Genomic DNA, 17,249 nt, shown 5'->3' on the forward strand with positions numbered 1-17,249 from the left:
AGGCAGCCGCAATGAACACGACGGCTGCCGACGACGAAGCAAGGCTCATCTGAAGCTCATAGGAAGGGCGATCGAGACCCTATACCACTTTTGGGGGAGATCGAAAACGCCCGTTCCAGAACTGGCATCGATCAGCGTTGCCGCGCCGACCGGATTCCCAGGGACGCTCCGTCCGGTTGCGCGGCCATTCCGCCGGTTCCGCGACGGCTCGCGGTTTCAGCCGCCGCCCGGGGCCCCGAAGGGTCTCACACCTCGTACCGACTCCCTTGCCGCCCCAGCAGATGCCGGGACCGGGCACAGGATCAGCTGTCGCTCATCTTGAGGGCGGCGATGAAGGCGCTCTGCGGGATCTCGACCTGGCCGAACTGCCGCATGCGCTTCTTGCCCTCCTTCTGCTTGTCCAGGAGCTTGCGCTTGCGGCTGATGTCGCCGCCGTAGCACTTGGCCAGGACGTCCTTGCGCATCGCCGAGATGGTCTCGCGCGCGATCACGCGGCCGCCGATCGCCGCCTGCACGGCGATCTTGAAGAGCTGCTTGGGGATCAGGTCCTTCAGGCGCTCGCACAGGGCGCGGCCGCGCTTCTCGGCCTGGCTGCGGTGCACGATGGTCGAGAGCGCGTCCACGGGCTCGGCGTTCACAAGGATCGCCATCTTGACGAGGTCGCCCTCCTCGTAGCCGTCGAACTGGTAGTCGAAGCTGGCATAGCCGCGGCTGATGGACTTCAGCCGGTCGTAGAAGTCGAAGACCACCTCGTTCAGCGGCAGGCGGTAGACCAGCATGGCCCGCGAGCCGGCATAGGTCAGCTCGATCTGCTGGCCGCGCCGCTCGGTGCATAGCGCCAGCACCCCGCCGAGATACTCGTCGGGAAGGAAGATCGTCGCCTTGATCCAGGGCTCCTCGATGTGGTCGATCTTCACGGGGTCCGGCATGTCGGCCGGGTTGTGCATCTCCATCACCGAGCCGTCGGTCATGGTGATCTTGTAGACCACCGACGGCGCGGTGGTGATCAGGTCGAGGTCGAACTCGCGCTCCAGCCGCTCCTGGATGATCTCCAGGTGCAGCAGGCCCAGGAAGCCGCAGCGGAAGCCGAAGCCCAGGGCGGCGCTGGTCTCGGCCTCGTAGTGGAAGCTGGCATCGTTCAGCTTCAGCTTGCCCAGGGATTCGCGCAGCCGCTCGAAATCGGCGGCGTCGGTCGGGAACAGGCCGCACCACACCACGGGGACCGAGGGCTTGAAGCCCGGCAGCGGCTCGGAGGCGGGCCTGCGATCCTCGGTGATGGTGTCGCCGACCTTGGTCAGCGTGATGTCCTTGATGGCGGCCGTGATGAAGCCCATCTCGCCGGGCCCGAGCTCGCCCGTCATCAGCGCCTTGGGCGTGAAGACGCCGACCCGGTCCACCTCGTGGGCGCTGCCGGTCGCCATGAAGCGGACCTTCTGGCCGACCTTGAGCCGCCCATCGACGACGCGCACCAGGATCACGACGCCGAGATAGGGGTCGTACCAGGAATCCACCAGCAGGGCCTTCAGCGTCGCGTCCGCCTCGCCCTTGGGCGCCGGGAGGCGCGTGACGATCGCCTCCAGCACCTCGTCGACGCCGAGCCCGGTCTTGGCCGAGATCATCACCGCGTCCGAGGCGTCGAGCCCGATCACGTCCTCGATCTGCTGGCGCACGCGGTCGGGATCCGCCGCCGGCAGGTCGATCTTGTTGAGGACGGGGACGATCTCGTGGTTGTTGTCGATGGCCTGGTAGACGTTGGCGAGGGTCTGCGCCTCGACCCCCTGGGAGGCGTCGACCACCAGGATCGAGCCTTCGCAGGCCGAGAGGGAGCGCGAGACCTCGTAGGCGAAGTCCACGTGGCCCGGCGTGTCCATAAGGTTCAGCGTGTACTGCTGCCCGTCGCGCGCCTTGTAGAGCAGCCGGACGGTCTGGGCCTTGATGGTGATGCCGCGCTCGCGCTCGATATCCATGCTGTCGAGCACCTGCTCGCGCATCTCGCGTTGGTCCAGCCCGCCGCAGAGCTGGATCAGGCGGTCGGCAAGCGTCGACTTGCCGTGATCGATATGCGCGATGATCGCGAAGTTGCGGATATGCGAGATGTCGGTCATCGGGGCCCGGGCACGAGAGGTTGGCTGCAAAATAGGGAAGCCCGCCCCCATAAGCAACGGCGGCCACCCGCCTTCCCACGGGCGCCTCTCCTTGTCCCGCGCCTCCGCCCCCTCTTCGCTTCGATGGCGGCCCGCTGCGGCGCCGGCCCGGTGCGGCGAAAGACCGCTGCGATGGACCGGTCGGAATCGAAGTTCTGTCACGCAAGGCGGATTAACTGCCGGGGAGCGGCCCAGTGGCCGCCGCAGGAACGGAGACGGAGGGGACGCTTCATGGACGAGCGGGAAGCCTGCCGGGAACTGCTGGGCGCGCTGCGCGGGCTCAAGGATGAGGTCGCGGCCGAGGCCGAGCGGATGCTGGCCGGCTGGGAGGCCGGATCGGCGCGGCGCGCGGCCCGCCCGTCGCTGGCGAACCTTGCCTGGTACCTGGCGCTGCGCCGGCGCGACCTGCGGCCGCTGCAGCGCGCCCTGGCGCCGCTGGGCCTGTCCTCGCTGGGCCGCCTGGAGGGGAGGGTCGAGCCCAACCTGGACTCGGTGATCGCCAGCCTGGCGCGCCTCGCCGGGGAGGCGCCGCCACCGCCCTTCCCCACCCCGCGCGCCTTCTTCCGGGGCGAGCGGATGCTGGCCCGCGCGACGCGCACCCTGCTGGGCCCGCGCGAGGGGCGGGCCGTGCGCATCCTGGTCACGCTGCCGTCCGAGGCGGCCGAGGACCCGGCCCTGGTGCGCGCCCTGGCTGCGGCGGGGGCGGATGCCGTGCGCATCAACTGCGCCCATGACGGGCCCGGCGCCTGGGAGGCCATGCTCGCCCATCTGCGGGCCGCCGAGGCCGCGACCGGCCGGCGCCTCAGGGTCCTGATGGACCTTGCGGGGCCGAAGATCCGCACGGCTGCGCTGGTCGCGCCCCGGGACGGCCGGATCCGCGAGGGTGACGCCCTGCTTCTGACGGGCGCCGCCCCCGGCTATACGGCGGGAGGCCCGGAGGGCGCCGTCTTCCGGGCCAGTCTGACCCTGCCCGGTATCCTGCCGCGGCTCGCCCCCGGCGAGCGCGTCTTCCTGGACGACGGCAAGGCCGGAGGCCGGATCGAGGCGGTGGACGCGCAGGGCGTGCGCGTCCGGATCGAGCGGGTCCGGCCCGGCGGGCTGCGCCTGAAACCCGAGAAGGGCGTGAACTTCCCGGACAGCGACCTACGCCTCGACCCGCTGACGGAGAAGGACCGGGCCGACCTGGATTTCATCGCCCGGCACGCGGACATGGTGGGCTACAGCTTCGTGCAGTCCGCAGCCGACGTGCGCCGCCTTCAGGACGAGCTGGCCCGGCGGCGCACCGACTGGCACCGGCTCGGCCTCGTCGCCAAGATCGAGACGCCCGCAGCGGTGCGCAACCTGCCGGCGATCACCGCGCAGGCGCTGGGCCGGCAGCCCTTCGGCGTGATGATCGCCCGCGGAGACCTCGCGGTCGAGCTCGGCTTCGAGCGCCTGGCCGAGATGCAGGAGGAGCTGCTGTGGCTGTGCGAGGCCGCCCAGGTGCCGGTGATCTGGGCGACGCAGGTGCTGGAGCGGTTCGTGCGCAAAGGCATGCCGTCGCGCGGCGAGATGACGGACGCCGCCATGGCCGCCCGCGCCGAATGCGTGATGCTGAACAAGGGCCCCTTCGCGGCCGAGGCGGTCGGCATGCTGGACCGGGTGCTGACCCGTATGGCCGAGCACCAGAGCAAGAAGACGCCGCGCCTGCGGGCGCTCGGCGCCTGGGCGGGCCCCGAACGCGGCGGGATCAGCCCTTCGGCTTGAAGGACCAGGACATGCGCTCGACCATGTCGTAGTAGAAGGGCTTCTGGTCCCGCGGGAAGTCGATCAGCAGCGTGTCGGCGGCCCCGTCGGGGCCGATCACGGTCTTGCGGTAGAAGATCCGGTCGCCGCGATAGCCGCTGACCACGAACCACGCGCCGACCTGCCGGCGATAGGTGACGTCCGCGCGCTCGGCCGCCAGCTCCTCCAGCGCCTGCGCCATGGCCTCCCGGGCCGAACCGTCCGTGGCCCCGGGCTCGTCCTCCCCTCGCTCGCGCGAGAGCGTGAACCAGGCGAGCCCATCGTCCGAGACGAAGCGCAGCCTCCCGTCGGCCTCCTCGACCTTCCGGAAGACCGTGCTGGGATAGCAGACCACGGCACCCATCCGGGGATCCGCAAGCGGCTCGAAGGCGAGGCCCGCCTGGCTGTCCCGGTACTCCTCGCGCCCGCCGGGGCAGGCGGCCGCGGCAGGCCCGGCGATGGCGGCTCCGGCTGCGAAGACAAGCGCAAACCCGGTCATGCGCGACATGCTCCTGCCCTCCCCCCGCACCCATGCCCGTCGCCGTGCCGCCGGTTCCGGGATGGATCGGCCGCCGCCGAGGCGCCGCGAAATCCGGGTCAACAGGCGCGGCGCCGGTGCAGTTCCGCGGCCCGTCAAGACGGAACTCGGCAGTCGCTTGACGCTTCTGGATTAGAGCCAAGCAGCTAATCCGCGGCCGAGGCCTTGGGCCGCCTTGCCCTACACGCCTGGCCCACAGGTTTATCCACAGATTCTGGGGATAACTGGTGGCCGCACGGATGATGTGCGGTGCGGGACGGCCGGAACCAAGGGTGTCCCGCCATGTTGGCGGAGCCCGTGGGATCGACCCGCCGGAATTTCGGAGGAGGCGTCATGTCCCAGACCCTGTGGGCGGGTATCTGGGGGCTCGTGGGCGGCTCGGCCCTCGTGCTCGGGGCTGCCATCGCCCAGGTCGTGACGCTGCCGGCCCGGCTGGTCGCGGCGGTGATGGCCGCGGGTTCCGGCGTGCTGATCTCCGCGGTCGCCTTCGATCTCGTCGACGAGGCCTACCGCCAGGGCGGCTTCGCCGCCGCCACGGCGGGGTTCCTGACGGGCGCCCTCGCGTACACGGCCGCGAACCTCTACATCTCCCGACGCGGCGGGCAGCATCGCAAGCGCTCGGGCCAGACCGGGCAGGCGCGCCAGCAGGACGCCTCGGAGGGCGGCGGCCTCGCCATCGCCGTCGGGGCGCTGCTGGACGGGATTCCCGAATCCGTGGTGATCGGCGCCAGCCTGCTGGGCGGCGCCGGCGTCAGCGTGGCGACCCTCGCCGCCGTGTTCCTGTCCAACGTGCCCGAAGGGCTGTCCAGCGCCGCGGGGATGCGCAGGGCCGGTCGCTCGGCCACTTACATCTTCGGCGTCTGGGGCGGCATCGCGCTCGCCTCGGGCGCGGCGGCGCTGCTGGGCAACCTGGCGCTGGCCGGCGCGCCGCCTGCCGTGCTGGCGCTGGCGAACACGGTGGCCGCAGGCGCGATCCTCGCCATGCTGGTCGATACCATGATCCCCGAAGCCTTCGAGACCGCCCATGAATATGCCGGACTGATCACCGCGGCGGGCTTCCTCGCGGCCTTCGCGCTGTCCCGCCTCAGCGGCTGAAAGAAAAAGGCCGGCCTTGCCCGCGGGGAATGCCCCACGGGAAAGGTCCGGCCCAACAGATCAGGCGCCTACGGCCGGATCTTCCGTCAGGCGGCCCCGGCCTTCGCCTCGGGCTGGTCGTCGAATGCGGCGCGGGCCGCATCCTCGACGGTCTCCAGCCAGACGAACTGGAGCGACCTGCGGACGTCCTCGGGAATGTCCTCGTAGTCGCGCCGGTTGCGCGCCGGCAGCAGCACCTTGCGGATCCCCGCCCGTGCCGCCGCGGTCACCTTCTCCTTGATGCCGCCCACCGGCAGGACCAGGCCGCGCAGGCTGATCTCGCCGGTCATGGCGACGTCCGAGGCCACCGCCCGGTCCGTGAGCAGCGAGACCAGCGCCGTGTACATGGCGACGCCCGCGCTCGGCCCGTCCTTGGGGATCGCGCCCGCCGGGACGTGGACGTGGATGTCGCTCTTCTCCAGCGTCTCGGCTTCCAGGCCGAGCTGGCGCGTCCGCGACTTCACCAGGCTGAGCGCGGCCTGGGCGCTCTCCTTCATGACGTCGCCGAGCTGCCCCGTCAGGATCAACCGTCCCGATCCCGGGAAGCGGCTGGCCTCAATGAACAGGATGTCGCCGCCGACCGGCGTCCAGGCGAGGCCGGTGGCCACCCCGGGCACGCTGGTCCGCATGGCGACCTCGTTCTCGAAGCGCGGCGGGCCCAGGATCTCGGCCAAGTGGCCGGCATCCACGCGCACCCGTTCGGTCTCTCCCGAAGCAATGCGCACGGCGGCGTTCCGGAACACGGCCCCGACCAGCCGGGTCAGGCTGCGCACCCCGGCCTCGCGCGTGTAGGAGCCGATGATGGCCCGCACCGCATCGTCGGTGATCTCGGCCTGCTCCGGCTGCAGCCCGTTGCCCTCGCGCTCGCGCGCCACGAGATAGCGCTTGGCGATCTGGAGCTTCTCCTCCTCGGTGTAGCCCGTCAGCGAGATCACCTCCATGCGGTCGCGCAGCGGGCCCGGCACGTTGTCGAGCACGTTCGCGGTCGCGATGAAGACGACCTTCGACAGGTCGAAGGGAACGCCGAGGTAGTTGTCCCGGAAGGTCCCGTTCTGCTCGGGATCCAGCACCTCCAGCAGCGCCGCAGAGGGGTCGCCCTGCACCCCGCGGCCGAGCTTGTCGATTTCGTCCAGCATCAGCACGCAGTCGCGCGTCCCGGCCTTGCGGATGGCCTGGATGATGTTCCCCGGCATGGCGCCGATATAGGTCCGGCGGTGGCCGCGGATCTCGGCCTCGTCATGGACGCCGCCCAGGCTGATGCGCTGGAACTTCCGGTCCGTCGCATGGGCGATGGACTGGCCGAGCGAGGTCTTGCCGACGCCGGGCGGGCCCACGAAGCACAGGATCGGGCTGCGCCCCTGGGGGTTCAGCTTCTGGACCGCCAGGAACTCCAGGATCCGCTTCTTGATCTTGTCGAGGCCGTAATGCTCCTCGTCCAGGATTTCGCGGGCGCGGTTCACGTCGATAGCGCTGGCCGAGGTCCGGGACCACGGCAGATCCGCCAGCGTCTCCAGATAGGTGCGGATGATGCCGTGCTCGGCCGCGGCGTCCGGCAGGCGCTCGAGCCGGCGGAGCTCCTTGCGGGCGTGCTCCTCCACCTCGGGCGGCATGCCGGCCTGCTCGATGGCCTTGGACAGCTCCTCCACCTCGGCCGAGCGGTCGTCGGCGTCGCCGAGCTGCTTCTGGATCGTGCGGAGCTGCTCGCGCAGCAGGTACTCGCGCTGCCGCTCGTCGATGCTGCTCTGGGTCTTCTCGCTGATCTCGCGGGTCAGGCGCATCACCTGCAGCCGCTCGGACAGCAGCGCCGAGACGCGGTCGAGACGCTGCCCGAGATCGAGGATCTCCAGCACCTCCTGCTTCTGGGCGGGCTCCAGGTCGAGATAGGCCGCCACCATATCGGCCAGGGTCGCGGCCGAGGTGATGCCCTCCACGCCCTGGATCAGCTCCCGGGGCGTCTGCGGCATCAGGCGCAGGCCCTCCAGCGCCTGCTCGCGCAGGTGATTGAAGCGCGCCCGGATCTCGACGCTGTCGGTGGCGGGCTCGGCGATCCGCTCGACCCGTGCGGCGAGGAACGGGTAGCCCTGCAGCCACTCCTTGATGCGGAAGCGCTGCTGGCCCTGGCAGACGATGTTGTGGGCGCCCTCGGGGCCCGTCAGCATGCGCAGGACGCCGGCCACGGTGCCGGTCTCGTGCAGGTCCTCGGGCTGGGGATCGTCGACGCGCTCGTCGCGCTGCATGATGATGCCCAGCGGCCGCGAGCGCCGCACGGCCTCCTGCGCGGCCGCGACGGACCGCGTGCGTCCGACTGTGAACGGCAGGACGAGGCCGGGGAACAGGACGACATTGCGGACCGGCAGGAGGATCAGCGCGTCCTCGGGCAGCGGGCCGGGAGAGGGGGTCTGGCCGGCGGCACCTTGTCCGGGGCCGGCAGCCGGGCTGTTCTGGAATTCCGACATGGCTTTGTCTCTGCGCTCAGCGGCGCTTCAGGAAGGTCAGGACCAGGCAGCCGTCGACGAGGTCGCGGCGCCCGAGCTCGAGCGGGACCGGCGGCAGCTCGAGCCGGCGCTCGAACCGGCCCTGGGGGATCTCCAGCCGGTGGATGGCGGCGCGGCCGGACAGCGCCGGCAGGTGGCGCTCGGCCAGGACGGTGAGGGTGCGGCGCTCGATCGTGACCTCGACCGAGCCGGGCGCGACGCCGGGCAGCGCCACGACGAGGACGTATTCCGCATCCGTCTCGTAGACGTCGATCGGCGGCTCCCAGACCGGGTGGGCGGCGCTGGCCACGGGCGTGAAGAACTGGCGGTGCAGCCGCTCGGCGCGGTCGAGCATCTCGCAGGCCTCGGCCCACATGGACAAGCCTCGGTCCCGTCGCTGCATGGCACTCCCTCCGATGGGGTAGAAAAGCGTTAACGTTTGTTAATAGATGGGGGTGGCTGCCGCGAACACCAGCCCCTTTTCACGGGCGGTCGATGGGGCGATGGGCGGCCGTGCAGGTGCCTGCGCCGCGCGGCGCAGCCTTCCGTCCGGCTCGGACGGAACGCGGCGGGCGGGGCCCGGTCCTACTCGGGAGCCTTATCTGGGAGCTGCGGGAGCGCTGCGGAAGGGGCCGTCAGGCCGCGCGCAGCGAACGCCTGATGCGCGGCTGGGACTTGGCCGCCGCACGGCCGGCCGCGGGAGTCGCCACGGCGGTGAACTCGGTGTCGGACACGACATGCGCCTGCTGGCCATCCTGCACCAGCATCGTCTCGCCAAGCCTGGGATGGACGCCGGAGACCAGGAGGAACGTCGTCCCGGGCGTCACCGTGGCACCACGAAGCTCGGCGCGAATGGCGGCGAAGGTCTCGCGGCTGATGGGGGCGACGTGCTTCACCAGGAACCTCCCAGTGCGGGGCTCGGGATTGACGAGCCGACGGGCTCATCATGGCACCCGCAAGGTTAACCACGCGTGAAATCTGCGATGCCCGGCGGATTCATTGCGGCATCCGCCTGCACGGCAAGCCCGGGACGCAGTGCGCCGGAGTGGCCGCCACTCAGAAACGCGCAGGAGGCCCGTTGGATCCGTGCCGCTGCCTCATACGATGGGCGTATCCCCGCGAATGCGGCACGCCGAGACGGGTGCTGGGGGAAATCAGGAAGGACGGAGCCGCGCCTGGGCGGCTCCGTCCTGCTCCGGGTCCGCGGCGGCCCGCCTTCCCTGCCGAGGACGGGGCACGATGCTGCCCGGAAGCGATGCTGCCCGGAAACCGGGTCGCGCCGGATGCCGTCAGTAGCCGACCGTGAAGCGGGCCCGGCTGTGCCGCGGCGCCTCGATCTCGTCCGCCAGGGCGATCGCGTAGTCCTCGTAGGAGATCCAGCTCTTGCCCGAGGGCTCGACCAGGAGCTGGTCGGTTCCCAGGCGGAACCTGCCGGTGCGCTCGCCGGCGACGAACAGGGCCGAGGGCGACAGGAAGGTCCAGTCCAGCCCGGGCTCGCGCCTCAGGCGGTCGAGGAAGTCGCCGCCGGCCTTGGCCTCGGCCTTGTAGATCTCCGGAAAGTCCGGCGTGTCGAACAGCTTCGTCCCGGGCGCGACCTCGAGGCTGCCGGCGCCGCCGACCACGAGGTAGCGCGGCACGCCGGCGCGCTTCACGGCACCGATCAGCTTCTCGGGGTCGCTGGCGCGGAACATCACCGAGGAGATCACGGCGTCGTGCCCGGCGACGAGCGCGGCCAGGCCGTCCTCGTCGTCGGCATCGCCCGCCACGGCGGTGACGCCGGGCGCCGACGTGATCTTTCCGGGGTTGCGCGCGATGGCGGTAACCTGGTGGCCGCGGCGCACGAGCTCGGCCAGGATGCGCGAGCCCACGTTCCCGGAGGCGCCGATCAGTGCGATCTTCATCTGGGTTGATCCCTACAGTAACCGATGGATACTAAGTGCGGGATCGGCGCTCTGGCGTAAAGAAGGCACCTTGCCGTGCGCAGGTTACCGCGGCGAAACCGCCGCGGGCGGCGCCGCGGAGCGGAAGGAGGCGGAAATGAGGGCGGTGGAGGCGACCGAGCCGGCGAGCGTGGCGGACGGGACCGGGGCCCGCGCGGGGATCGGGGCGGGCGGACGGGAGCCCTGCGCCTATGGCGCCAACTGCCCGACGCGCCAGGCGCTCGACCGCATCGCGGACAAGTGGACCGTGCTGATCCTGGGCCTGCTACGCAACGGGCCCATGCGCTTCAACCGGCTGCGCCGCGAGATCGAGGGCATCTCCCAAAAGATGCTGGCGCAGACCCTGCGCAGCCTCGAGCGCGACGGGCTGGTCTCGCGCCGCGCCTATGCCACCGTGCCGGTGACGGTCGAATACGCCATCACCCCGCTCGGCGCGACCCTGGCCGAGACCCTGACGCCTCTGATCCGCTGGGCCGAGGCGAACATCGACAAGGTCGAGAAGGCGCGCACGGACTACGACCGCGTCCAGGCCGCCGCCATGGAGGATGGTGCCGCAGGGACGATCGCGTTCAGGTGATGTGCAGGGACCCGATGTAGTCCTCCGCCTGCATCTCCATCAGGCGGCTGACGGTGCGCTGGAACTCGAAGGCGTGCTGGCCCTGGGCGTAGAGCGCCTCGGGCGGGCCGTCGGCGGCGATCACGGTCTTGACCTTGTGCTCGTAGAGCTCGTCGATCAGCGTCATGAAGCGCTTGGCCTCGTTGCGCTGGGCCTCGGCCAGCACCGGAACCTGGTCGATGATCACCGTGTGGTAGTGGGTCGCGATCGCCATGTAGTCGGCCGCGCCCAGCGGCCGCGCGCAGAGCTCGTCGAAGGTGAACCAGGCGACGCCCGCGGCGGCCTTGGGCACCGCCACCTTGCGGCCCTGGGTCCACAGCGCCTCGGCCCTGGGCTCCGCCCCGTCGGTGAGCGCCGCGAAGGTCTCCTCCAGCGCCTGGCGCGAGGCGGGGCCGAGCGGCTGGTGGTAGACGCGCTTGCCGCGCAGCCGGTCCAGCCGGTAGTCCACGCCGCCCGAGAGCTCCAGCACGTCCAGGCGCTGCTTCAACAGGGCGATGAAGGGCAGGAACAGCTCGCGCTGGAGCCCGTCCTTGTAGAGGTCGTCGGGGGGCCAGTTGGACGTCGCGACCACCACCACGCCATGCCCGAACAGCGCCGTGAACAGGCGCCCCAGGATCATCGCGTCGGCGATGTCGGTGACATGGAACTCGTCGAAGCACAGCAGCCAGGCCTCGTCCGCCATCTCGCGGGCGAGGTCGGGCAGGCTCTCGTCCACGCTGCGGTCGGCGCGGCCGTTGCGCGTCGTGCGCATCTCATGCAGGCGGCGGTGGACCTCCAGCATGAAGGCGTGGAAGTGCACGCGGCGCTTGCGCTCCACCGGCGCCGTCTCGAAGAACAGGTCCATCAGCATGGACTTGCCGCGCCCGACCCCGCCGTAGAGATAGAGCCCCTGGGGCGGTTCCGGCCGCTCCTCGGGACGCCGGGCCAGGCCGAAGCGCGCGAGCCACCCGGTGGCGCCGCCGTCGGGCTGCGGGCGGTAGTTGCGCAGCGCCTGGTAGAGGCCCTGGAGCTTCTCGGCCGCCAGCTGCTGGCAGGCATCGGCCTTCAGCGTGCCGGTGCCGCGGCGCGCACGGTAGAGGGAAAGAGGTCCATCGGACATGGGAGTCGGCGTTCCTCGAGCAGGCCCGGAAAGGCGAAGGGCCCCCGGGTCGCCCCGGGAGCCCCTGCCGATCCGGCGGGGTGGGCGCCCTACTGGCGCTCCACCATCATCTTCTTGATCTCCGCGATCGCCTTGGCGGGGTTCAGGCCCTTGGGGCAGGTGCGGCTGCAGTTCATGATGGTGTGGCAGCGATAGAGCTTGAAGGGATCCTCCAGCGCGTCCAACCGCTCGCCGGTCGCCTCGTCACGGCTGTCCGCGAGCCAGCGATAGGCCTGAAGCAGGATCGCCGGGCCCAGGTAGCGATCGCCGTTCCACCAGTAGCTCGGGCAGCTCGTGGAGCAGCAGAAGCAGAGGATGCACTCGTAGAGGCCGTTCAGCTTCTCGCGCTCCTGCGGGCTCTGCAGCCGCTCTCGCGAGGGCGGAGGCGTCGTCGCCTGGAGCCAGGGCTTGATGGAGTGGTACTGGGCGTAGACGGTGGTCAGGTCGGGCACCAGGTCCTTCACCACCGGCATGTGCGGCAGCGGGTAGATCCGGACGTCGCCCTTCACCTCGTCGATGGGCTTCAGGCAGGCCAGCGTGTTGGTCCCGTCGATGTTCATGGCGCAGGACCCGCAGATGCCCTCGCGGCAGCTGCGCCGGAACGTCAGGGTGCTGTCGACCTCGTTCTTGATGTAGATGAGGGCGTCCAGCACCATCGGCCCGCACTTGTCGAGGTCGATCTCGAACTCGTCCAGATGCGGGTTCTGCCCGTCGTCGGGGCTCCACCGGTAGATCTTGAAGCTCTTGGCGCGCTTGGCGCCCTTCGCCGTCGAGACCCGCTTGCCTTGCTGGACCTTCGAGTTGGCGGGAAGCGCGAATTCAGCCATCGGATTGGTCTTCTTCCTTGGTGGCCGCGGGGCTTGCGGCCGCGGGCCTCGGTGAGGGCGTCAGGTCGCGGCCGGGGGCGCCCCGCGGGGGAGCGCGCCCGGCGCAGGAGTCAGTAGACGCGAGCCTTGGGCGGGAACACCTGCACCTCGTTGGTGAGGGTGTAGAGATGCACCGGCCGGTAATCGAGCCTCGTCTGGCCGGCCTCGTCGACCCACACCACCGTGTGCTTCATCCAGTTCTCGTCGTCGCGCTCGGAGAAGTCCTCGCGGGCATGGGCACCGCGGCTCTCCTGGCGATTGGCGGCGGAGTTGATGGTGGCCACCGCCTGGACCATCAGATTGTCGAGCTCGAGCGCCTCCACAAGGTCCGAATTCCAGACCATGGAGCGGTCGGTGACCGCGAGCTCGGGCCGCTTCGCCCAGACGTCCTGCATCAGCCTGACGCCCTCCTCCAGCACCTCGCCGGTGCGGAAGACCGCGCAGTTGTTCTGCATGATCTTCTGCATCTCGAGCCGCAGGTGCGAGACGCGCAGGCTGCCATTGGCATTGCGCATGCGGTCCAGCCGCTCGATCGCCTTCTCCTCGCCCGGGAGCTTGGCGTCGGGATGGCTGCTGCCCTTCTCCACCACCTCGGCGGCGCGGATAGCGGCCGAGCGGCCGAAGACCACCAGGTCGAGCAGCGAGTTCGAGCCCAGCCGGTTGGCGCCGTGCACCGAGACGCAGGCGGCCTCGCCGATCGCCATCAGTCCGGGCACCACCGCGTCGGGGTTGTCCGCGGTCGGGCGCACGACCTCGCAGCGGTAGTTCGTGGGGATGCCGCCCATGTTGTAGTGCACGGTCGGCAGCACCGGGATCGGCTCGCGCGTGACGTCGACGCCGGCGAAGATCTTCGCGGTCTCGGCGATGCCGGGCAGCCGCTCGTGGATGATCTTCGGGTCCAGGTGCTCGAGATGCAGGTGGATGTGGTCCTTGTTGGGGCCCACGCCCCGCCCCTCGCGGATCTCGATCGTCATGGAGCGGCTGACCACGTCGCGCGAGGCCAGATCCTTGGCCGAGGGGGCGTAGCGCTCCATGAAGCGCTCGCCCTCGCTGTTGGTCAGGTACCCGCCCTCGCCGCGCACGCCCTCGGTAATCAGGCAGCCCGAGCCGTAGATGCCGGTCGGGTGGAACTGCACGAACTCCATGTCCTGGAGCGGCAGGCCCGCGCGCAGCACCATGGCGTTGCCGTCGCCGGTCGAGGTGTGGGCCGAGGTGCAGGAGAAGTAGGTGCGGCCGTAGCCGCCCGTGGCCAGCACCGTCATGTGGCCGCGGAAGCGGTGCAGCGTGCCGTCTTCGAGGTTCCAGGCGAGCACGCCGCGGCACACCCCGTCCTCGTCCATCAGCAGGTCGAGGGCGAAATACTCCACGAAGAACTCGGCATCGTGCTTCAGCGCCTGCTGGTACAGCGTGTGCAGGATCGCATGGCCCGTGCGGTCGGCGGCGGCGCAGGTCCGATAGGCCTGGGTCTTGCCGTACTGGGCGGTCATGCCGCCGAAGGCGCGCTGGTAGATCTTGCCCTCGGGCGTGCGCGAGAACGGCACGCCGTAATGCTCGAGCTCGATGATCGCGGGGATCGCCTCGCGGCACATGTACTCGATGGCGTCCTGGTCGCCCAGCCAGTCCGACCCCTTCACGGTGTCGTACATGTGGTAGCGCCAGTCGTCCTCGCCCATGTTGCCGAGCGCGGCAGAGATGCCGCCCTGGGCGGCCACGGTGTGGCTGCGCGTCGGGAAGACCTTCGTGATGCAGGCCGTCTTCAGCCCCTTCTCGGCCATGCCGAAGGTGGCGCGGAGCCCCGCGCCGCCGGCGCCGACGACCACCACGTCATAGGTGTGGTCGATGATCTTGTAGGCGTTCGCCATGGCCTTCAGCCTCCGAAAGCGATCTTGAGGACGGAGAAGACGCCGGCCGTCCCGAGCAGCACGCAGAGGAACTTCACCGCCAGCAGCAGGGCGACCTTCGCGCCCTCGGAATGGACGTAGTCCTCGATCACCACCTGCAGCCCGAGCGCCGCATGGTAGAAGGAGACCACCACGAACAGCACCGCCAGCACCGCCGAGAGGGGGCTGGAGAGCCACAGCGCCACGGCTTCCCAGGGCTGGCCGATCAGGCCGATCACGGCGATCACGAACCACAGGGTCAGCGGAACCAGCGCGACCGAGGTCACGCGCTCCTGCCACCAGTGCTGGGTGCCGGCATTGGCGGTGCCGAGACCGCGGACGCGGCCGAGGGGGGTACGGAAGGAGTTCATCTCGACCTCACCAGACGATCAGCGCGACGAGCCAGGTCAGGACCGTCAGGCCCAGCGCCGCGCCGACCACGAACCAGCCGCCGAGATAGACCGACGGCATCTCGAAGCCGTAACCGGCATCCCAGACCAGGTGCCTGATCCCGTTGCAGAAGTGGTACCAGTTGGCGAGGGTGAAGCCGAACAGCAGCAGCAGCCCGAGCCAGGAGCCCATGAAGCCCTGGACGGTGGCGTAGGCCTCGGGCCCGGTCGCCGCGGCCACGAGCCACCAGACCAGCAGCAGCAGCCCGGCCGAGAGACCGATGCCGGTGATGCGGTGGGTGATCGAGAGGACGCTGGTGATCTGCGGACGGTAGACCTGGAGATGAGGAGAGAGCGGCCGACTGCCGGTTCCTGCCATGTCTGTCTTCCTCGATGGGCCGCGGCGGGGGGAGGGACGTACGGCCGGGCACAAGCACTTGTGATCAAACGCGGACTGATCTAACGCTGCAGGACAGGGGAGTCAACGCCGCCCCCTGAAGATGTTCCCGTCCCGTTCACCGACTTTCGCCGCGCTGCACCGTGAGCGCCCGCACGGCCTCGGCCAGCGAGACCAGGCGCTGCGCCTCCTGCACGTGCAGCAGCTCCACCAGCTTGCCGTCCAGCAGCGTCACCGCCCGGCCGGCCTCCATGGCCTCGGCATGGGCGGCCACGACCCGCCGCGCCCAGGCGATCTCGGCCTCGTCGGGCGCGAAGGCCGCGTTCGCAGCGTCGATGGTCCGCGGGTGGATCAGCGTCTTCCCGTCGAAGCCGAGCTCGCGCCCCTGCCGGCAGGCGAAGGCGAAGCCTTCGTCGTCCTGGATGTCGAGATGCACGCCGTCCAGCGCGGCGAGGCCGTACGCCCGCGCCGCCAGCACGCACAGTCCCAGCGCGGTCAGCATGGGCAGGCGATCGCGCGTATGCGCCGCCCGCAGGTCCTTGGCGAGGTCCGACGTGCCCATGACCAGCGCCGCCATGCGCGGGCTGGAGCCCGCGATCTCCTTCGCGTTGAGGACGCCCAGTGGCGTCTCGACCATGCACCAGACAGCGAGCCCTGCCGGCGCGCCATTGGCCTCCAGCAGCGCCACCGCCTCCCGCACGGGGCCCGGCCCGTCCACCTTGGGCAGCAGCACCGCATCGGCGCCCGCACGCGCCATGGCGGCGAGGTCGTCGCGCCCCCAGGGCGTATCGAGCCCGTTGACCCGCACGACCAGCTCGCGCGGGCCGAAGCCGCCGGCCGTCAGCGCCGCGGCGATCTGGGCGCGCGCGGCCTCCTTGGCATCGGGCGCGACCGCGTCCTCGAGATCCAGGATCAGCGCATCGGCCGGCAGCGAGCGGCCTTTCTCGATGGCGCGCGGGTTCGATCCCGGCATGTAGAGGACGCTGCGGCGGGGCCGGGGCGTTGCGGCCATCGGCTGTCTCCCCAAGGGACCGGCGCGTCTGGGTTGCGCGCCCGCCAGTGGTATAGACGGTGCGCGCGAGGACAGTCCATGGCATCATCCGCGGCCATGAAGTCGATCCTGTCCATCCAGTCCCACGTGGCCTACGGCTACGTCGGCAACCGCGCGGCCGTCTTCCCCCTGCAGCGGCTTGGCTTCGACGCCATGGCGGTGAACACCGTCCAGTTCTCGAACCACACCGGCTATGGCGCCTGGACGGGCGACGTGCTGTCGGCCGAGCATGTGGCCGCGATCATCGACGGCATCGACCAGCGCGGCGGGCTCGCCGGGTGCGATGCCGTCCTCTCGGGCTACATGGGCGATGCAGCCCTCGGCGAGGCGATCCTCGACGCCGTAGCCCGGGTGCGCCGCGGAAATCCAGGGGCGCTGTACTGCTGCGATCCCGTGATGGGCGACGTCGGACGCGGCTTCTTCGTGCGCCCGGGCATCCGCGAGTTCATGACGGAGCGCGCCGTGCCGGCCGCCGACGTGATCACGCCCAACCAGTTCGAGCTGGAGGCCCTGTCTGGCCGCACCGTCGGCGACCTCGCCTCGGCACTGGAGGCGACCGCCGCCGTGCGCGCCCAGGGTCCGCACCACGTGCTCGTCACCTCGCTCGTGCGCGAGGGCGCCCCGCCGGACACCATCGAGCTGCTTCTGGATTCGCCGCAGGGCGCCTGGATCATCGCGACGCCCCTGCTGCCGCTGAACCCGCCGCCGAACGGCGCGGGCGACGCCGTGGCGGCACTGTTCCTTGCGAAGTTGCTGGAGACGGGCTCGCCCCGGGACGCGCTGGAGCACGCGGCCTCGGCGATCTGGGGCGTGATCGATGCGACCCGGCGCGCCGGCACGCGCGAGCTGCAGCTCGTCGGTGCCCAGGACCAGCTCGTGGCGCCGTCCCGCCGCTTCCAAGCCGATCCGCTGCGCTGA

General features: G+C 70.5%; 16 protein-coding genes. 4 read left to right on the plus strand and 12 right to left on the minus strand.

Going from position 1 to position 17,249, the window contains the following annotated elements; genetic code table 11:
• Positions 1 to 302: 302 nt before the first annotated feature.
• Positions 303 to 2,105: a translation elongation factor 4 gene (gene lepA, locus JUB13_RS14320; protein WP_207480026.1), complete on the minus strand. Its 1,803-nt coding sequence runs from the start codon at positions 2,103 to 2,105 to the stop codon at positions 303 to 305.
• Positions 2,106 to 2,375: 270 nt separating this feature from the next.
• On the opposite strand from lepA, the gene JUB13_RS14325 reads away from it, so the two are divergent.
• Complete coding sequence (locus tag JUB13_RS14325) at positions 2,376 to 3,890, plus strand: pyruvate kinase (RefSeq protein WP_207480028.1); 1,515 nt, start codon at positions 2,376 to 2,378, stop codon at positions 3,888 to 3,890.
• Here JUB13_RS14325 and JUB13_RS14330 read toward each other — a convergent pair.
• Positions 3,874 to 4,416: a hypothetical protein gene (locus tag JUB13_RS14330; protein ID WP_207480030.1), complete on the minus strand. Its 543-nt coding sequence runs from the start codon at positions 4,414 to 4,416 to the stop codon at positions 3,874 to 3,876. The two genes, JUB13_RS14325 and JUB13_RS14330, sit on opposite strands and share 17 nt — an antisense overlap.
• Before the next feature lie 363 nt (positions 4,417 to 4,779).
• Between JUB13_RS14330 and JUB13_RS14335 the strand changes: the two genes are divergently transcribed.
• Positions 4,780 to 5,541: a ZIP family metal transporter gene (locus JUB13_RS14335; protein ID WP_207480032.1), complete on the plus strand. Its 762-nt coding sequence runs from the start codon at positions 4,780 to 4,782 to the stop codon at positions 5,539 to 5,541.
• Positions 5,542 to 5,627: 86 nt separating this feature from the next.
• Here JUB13_RS14335 and lon read toward each other — a convergent pair whose 3' ends face one another.
• The 4 genes from lon to JUB13_RS14355 form a co-directional block, all read right to left on the minus strand.
• Complete coding sequence (lon, locus tag JUB13_RS14340; protein ID WP_207480034.1) at positions 5,628 to 8,036, minus strand: endopeptidase La; 2,409 nt, start codon at positions 8,034 to 8,036, stop codon at positions 5,628 to 5,630.
• Positions 8,037 to 8,052: 16 nt separating this feature from the next.
• Positions 8,053 to 8,457: an Hsp20/alpha crystallin family protein gene (locus JUB13_RS14345; protein ID WP_207480037.1), complete on the minus strand. Its 405-nt coding sequence runs from the start codon at positions 8,455 to 8,457 to the stop codon at positions 8,053 to 8,055.
• A gap of 232 nt (positions 8,458 to 8,689) precedes the next feature.
• Complete coding sequence (locus JUB13_RS14350) at positions 8,690 to 8,950, minus strand: hypothetical protein (protein ID WP_207480039.1); 261 nt, start codon at positions 8,948 to 8,950, stop codon at positions 8,690 to 8,692.
• A 393-nt stretch (positions 8,951 to 9,343) separates the two neighbouring features.
• Positions 9,344 to 9,955 carry an NAD(P)-dependent oxidoreductase gene (locus tag JUB13_RS14355; protein ID WP_207480041.1) on the minus strand — a complete coding sequence of 204 codons (612 nt, stop codon included), beginning with the start codon at positions 9,953 to 9,955 and terminating at the stop codon, positions 9,344 to 9,346.
• Between the two features lie 136 nt (positions 9,956 to 10,091).
• Between JUB13_RS14355 and JUB13_RS14360 the strand changes: the two genes are divergently transcribed.
• The gene (locus JUB13_RS14360) at positions 10,092 to 10,571 is read left to right on the plus strand and encodes a winged helix-turn-helix transcriptional regulator (protein ID WP_207480043.1); all 480 of its coding nucleotides are present in this window, start codon (positions 10,092 to 10,094) and stop codon (positions 10,569 to 10,571) included.
• On the opposite strand, the gene zapE is transcribed toward JUB13_RS14360, so the two are convergent.
• The 6 genes from zapE to JUB13_RS14390 form a co-directional block, all read right to left on the minus strand.
• A complete protein-coding gene (gene zapE, locus JUB13_RS14365; protein WP_207480045.1) occupies positions 10,564 to 11,709 on the minus strand; it encodes a cell division protein ZapE in 1,146 nt (381 codons plus the stop codon). The two genes, JUB13_RS14360 and zapE, sit on opposite strands and share 8 nt — an antisense overlap.
• 89 nt (positions 11,710 to 11,798) lie before the next feature.
• Positions 11,799 to 12,575: a succinate dehydrogenase iron-sulfur subunit gene (locus JUB13_RS14370; protein WP_207480046.1), complete on the minus strand. Its 777-nt coding sequence runs from the start codon at positions 12,573 to 12,575 to the stop codon at positions 11,799 to 11,801.
• Positions 12,576 to 12,685: 110 nt separating this feature from the next.
• A complete protein-coding gene (gene sdhA / locus JUB13_RS14375; RefSeq protein ID WP_207480048.1) occupies positions 12,686 to 14,476 on the minus strand; it encodes a succinate dehydrogenase flavoprotein subunit in 1,791 nt (596 codons plus the stop codon).
• A gap of 5 nt (positions 14,477 to 14,481) precedes the next feature.
• Positions 14,482 to 14,865 (minus strand): succinate dehydrogenase, hydrophobic membrane anchor protein, encoded by a 384-nt coding sequence (sdhD, locus tag JUB13_RS14380; RefSeq protein WP_207480050.1) that lies wholly within the window; start codon positions 14,863 to 14,865, stop codon positions 14,482 to 14,484.
• 7 nt (positions 14,866 to 14,872) lie between these two features.
• Positions 14,873 to 15,262: a succinate dehydrogenase, cytochrome b556 subunit gene (sdhC, locus tag JUB13_RS14385; protein ID WP_207480052.1), complete on the minus strand. Its 390-nt coding sequence runs from the start codon at positions 15,260 to 15,262 to the stop codon at positions 14,873 to 14,875.
• A 136-nt stretch (positions 15,263 to 15,398) separates the two neighbouring features.
• On the minus strand, positions 15,399 to 16,292 hold the full coding sequence (locus JUB13_RS14390; protein WP_207480054.1) for an HpcH/HpaI aldolase/citrate lyase family protein: 894 nt from the start codon (positions 16,290 to 16,292) through the stop codon (positions 15,399 to 15,401).
• A 78-nt stretch (positions 16,293 to 16,370) separates the two neighbouring features.
• Here JUB13_RS14390 and pdxY point away from each other — a divergent pair, with 78 nt between their 5' ends.
• Complete coding sequence (gene pdxY, locus JUB13_RS14395) at positions 16,371 to 17,249, plus strand: pyridoxal kinase PdxY (RefSeq protein ID WP_456237112.1); 879 nt, start codon at positions 16,371 to 16,373, stop codon at positions 17,247 to 17,249.

The sequence above is a fragment of the Arenibaculum pallidiluteum genome (assembly GCF_017355985.1).
In the GTDB taxonomy this organism is placed as follows: Bacteria; Pseudomonadota; Alphaproteobacteria; order Azospirillales; family Azospirillaceae; genus Arenibaculum; species Arenibaculum pallidiluteum.

Excerpts from the sequence above, each read along its gene's own strand:
- lepA (WP_207480026.1), bottom strand. The coding sequence starts at position 2,105 with ATGACCGACATCTCGCATATCCGCAACTTCGCGATCATCGCGCATATC.
- JUB13_RS14325 (WP_207480028.1), top strand. The coding sequence starts at position 2,376 with ATGGACGAGCGGGAAGCCTGCCGGGAACTGCTGGGCGCGCTGCGCGGG.
- JUB13_RS14330 (WP_207480030.1), bottom strand. The coding sequence starts at position 4,416 with ATGTCGCGCATGACCGGGTTTGCGCTTGTCTTCGCAGCCGGAGCCGCC.
- JUB13_RS14335 (WP_207480032.1), top strand. The coding sequence starts at position 4,780 with ATGTCCCAGACCCTGTGGGCGGGTATCTGGGGGCTCGTGGGCGGCTCG.
- lon (WP_207480034.1), bottom strand. The coding sequence starts at position 8,036 with ATGTCGGAATTCCAGAACAGCCCGGCTGCCGGCCCCGGACAAGGTGCC.
- JUB13_RS14345 (WP_207480037.1), bottom strand. The coding sequence starts at position 8,457 with ATGCAGCGACGGGACCGAGGCTTGTCCATGTGGGCCGAGGCCTGCGAG.
- JUB13_RS14355 (WP_207480041.1), bottom strand. The coding sequence starts at position 9,955 with ATGAAGATCGCACTGATCGGCGCCTCCGGGAACGTGGGCTCGCGCATC.
- JUB13_RS14360 (WP_207480043.1), top strand. The coding sequence starts at position 10,092 with ATGAGGGCGGTGGAGGCGACCGAGCCGGCGAGCGTGGCGGACGGGACC.
- zapE (WP_207480045.1), bottom strand. The coding sequence starts at position 11,709 with ATGTCCGATGGACCTCTTTCCCTCTACCGTGCGCGCCGCGGCACCGGC.
- JUB13_RS14370 (WP_207480046.1), bottom strand. The coding sequence starts at position 12,575 with ATGGCTGAATTCGCGCTTCCCGCCAACTCGAAGGTCCAGCAAGGCAAG.
- sdhA (WP_207480048.1), bottom strand. The coding sequence starts at position 14,476 with ATGGCGAACGCCTACAAGATCATCGACCACACCTATGACGTGGTGGTC.
- sdhD (WP_207480050.1), bottom strand. The coding sequence starts at position 14,865 with ATGAACTCCTTCCGTACCCCCCTCGGCCGCGTCCGCGGTCTCGGCACC.
- sdhC (WP_207480052.1), bottom strand. The coding sequence starts at position 15,262 with ATGGCAGGAACCGGCAGTCGGCCGCTCTCTCCTCATCTCCAGGTCTAC.
- JUB13_RS14390 (WP_207480054.1), bottom strand. The coding sequence starts at position 16,292 with ATGGCCGCAACGCCCCGGCCCCGCCGCAGCGTCCTCTACATGCCGGGA.
- pdxY (WP_456237112.1), top strand. The coding sequence starts at position 16,371 with ATGGCATCATCCGCGGCCATGAAGTCGATCCTGTCCATCCAGTCCCAC.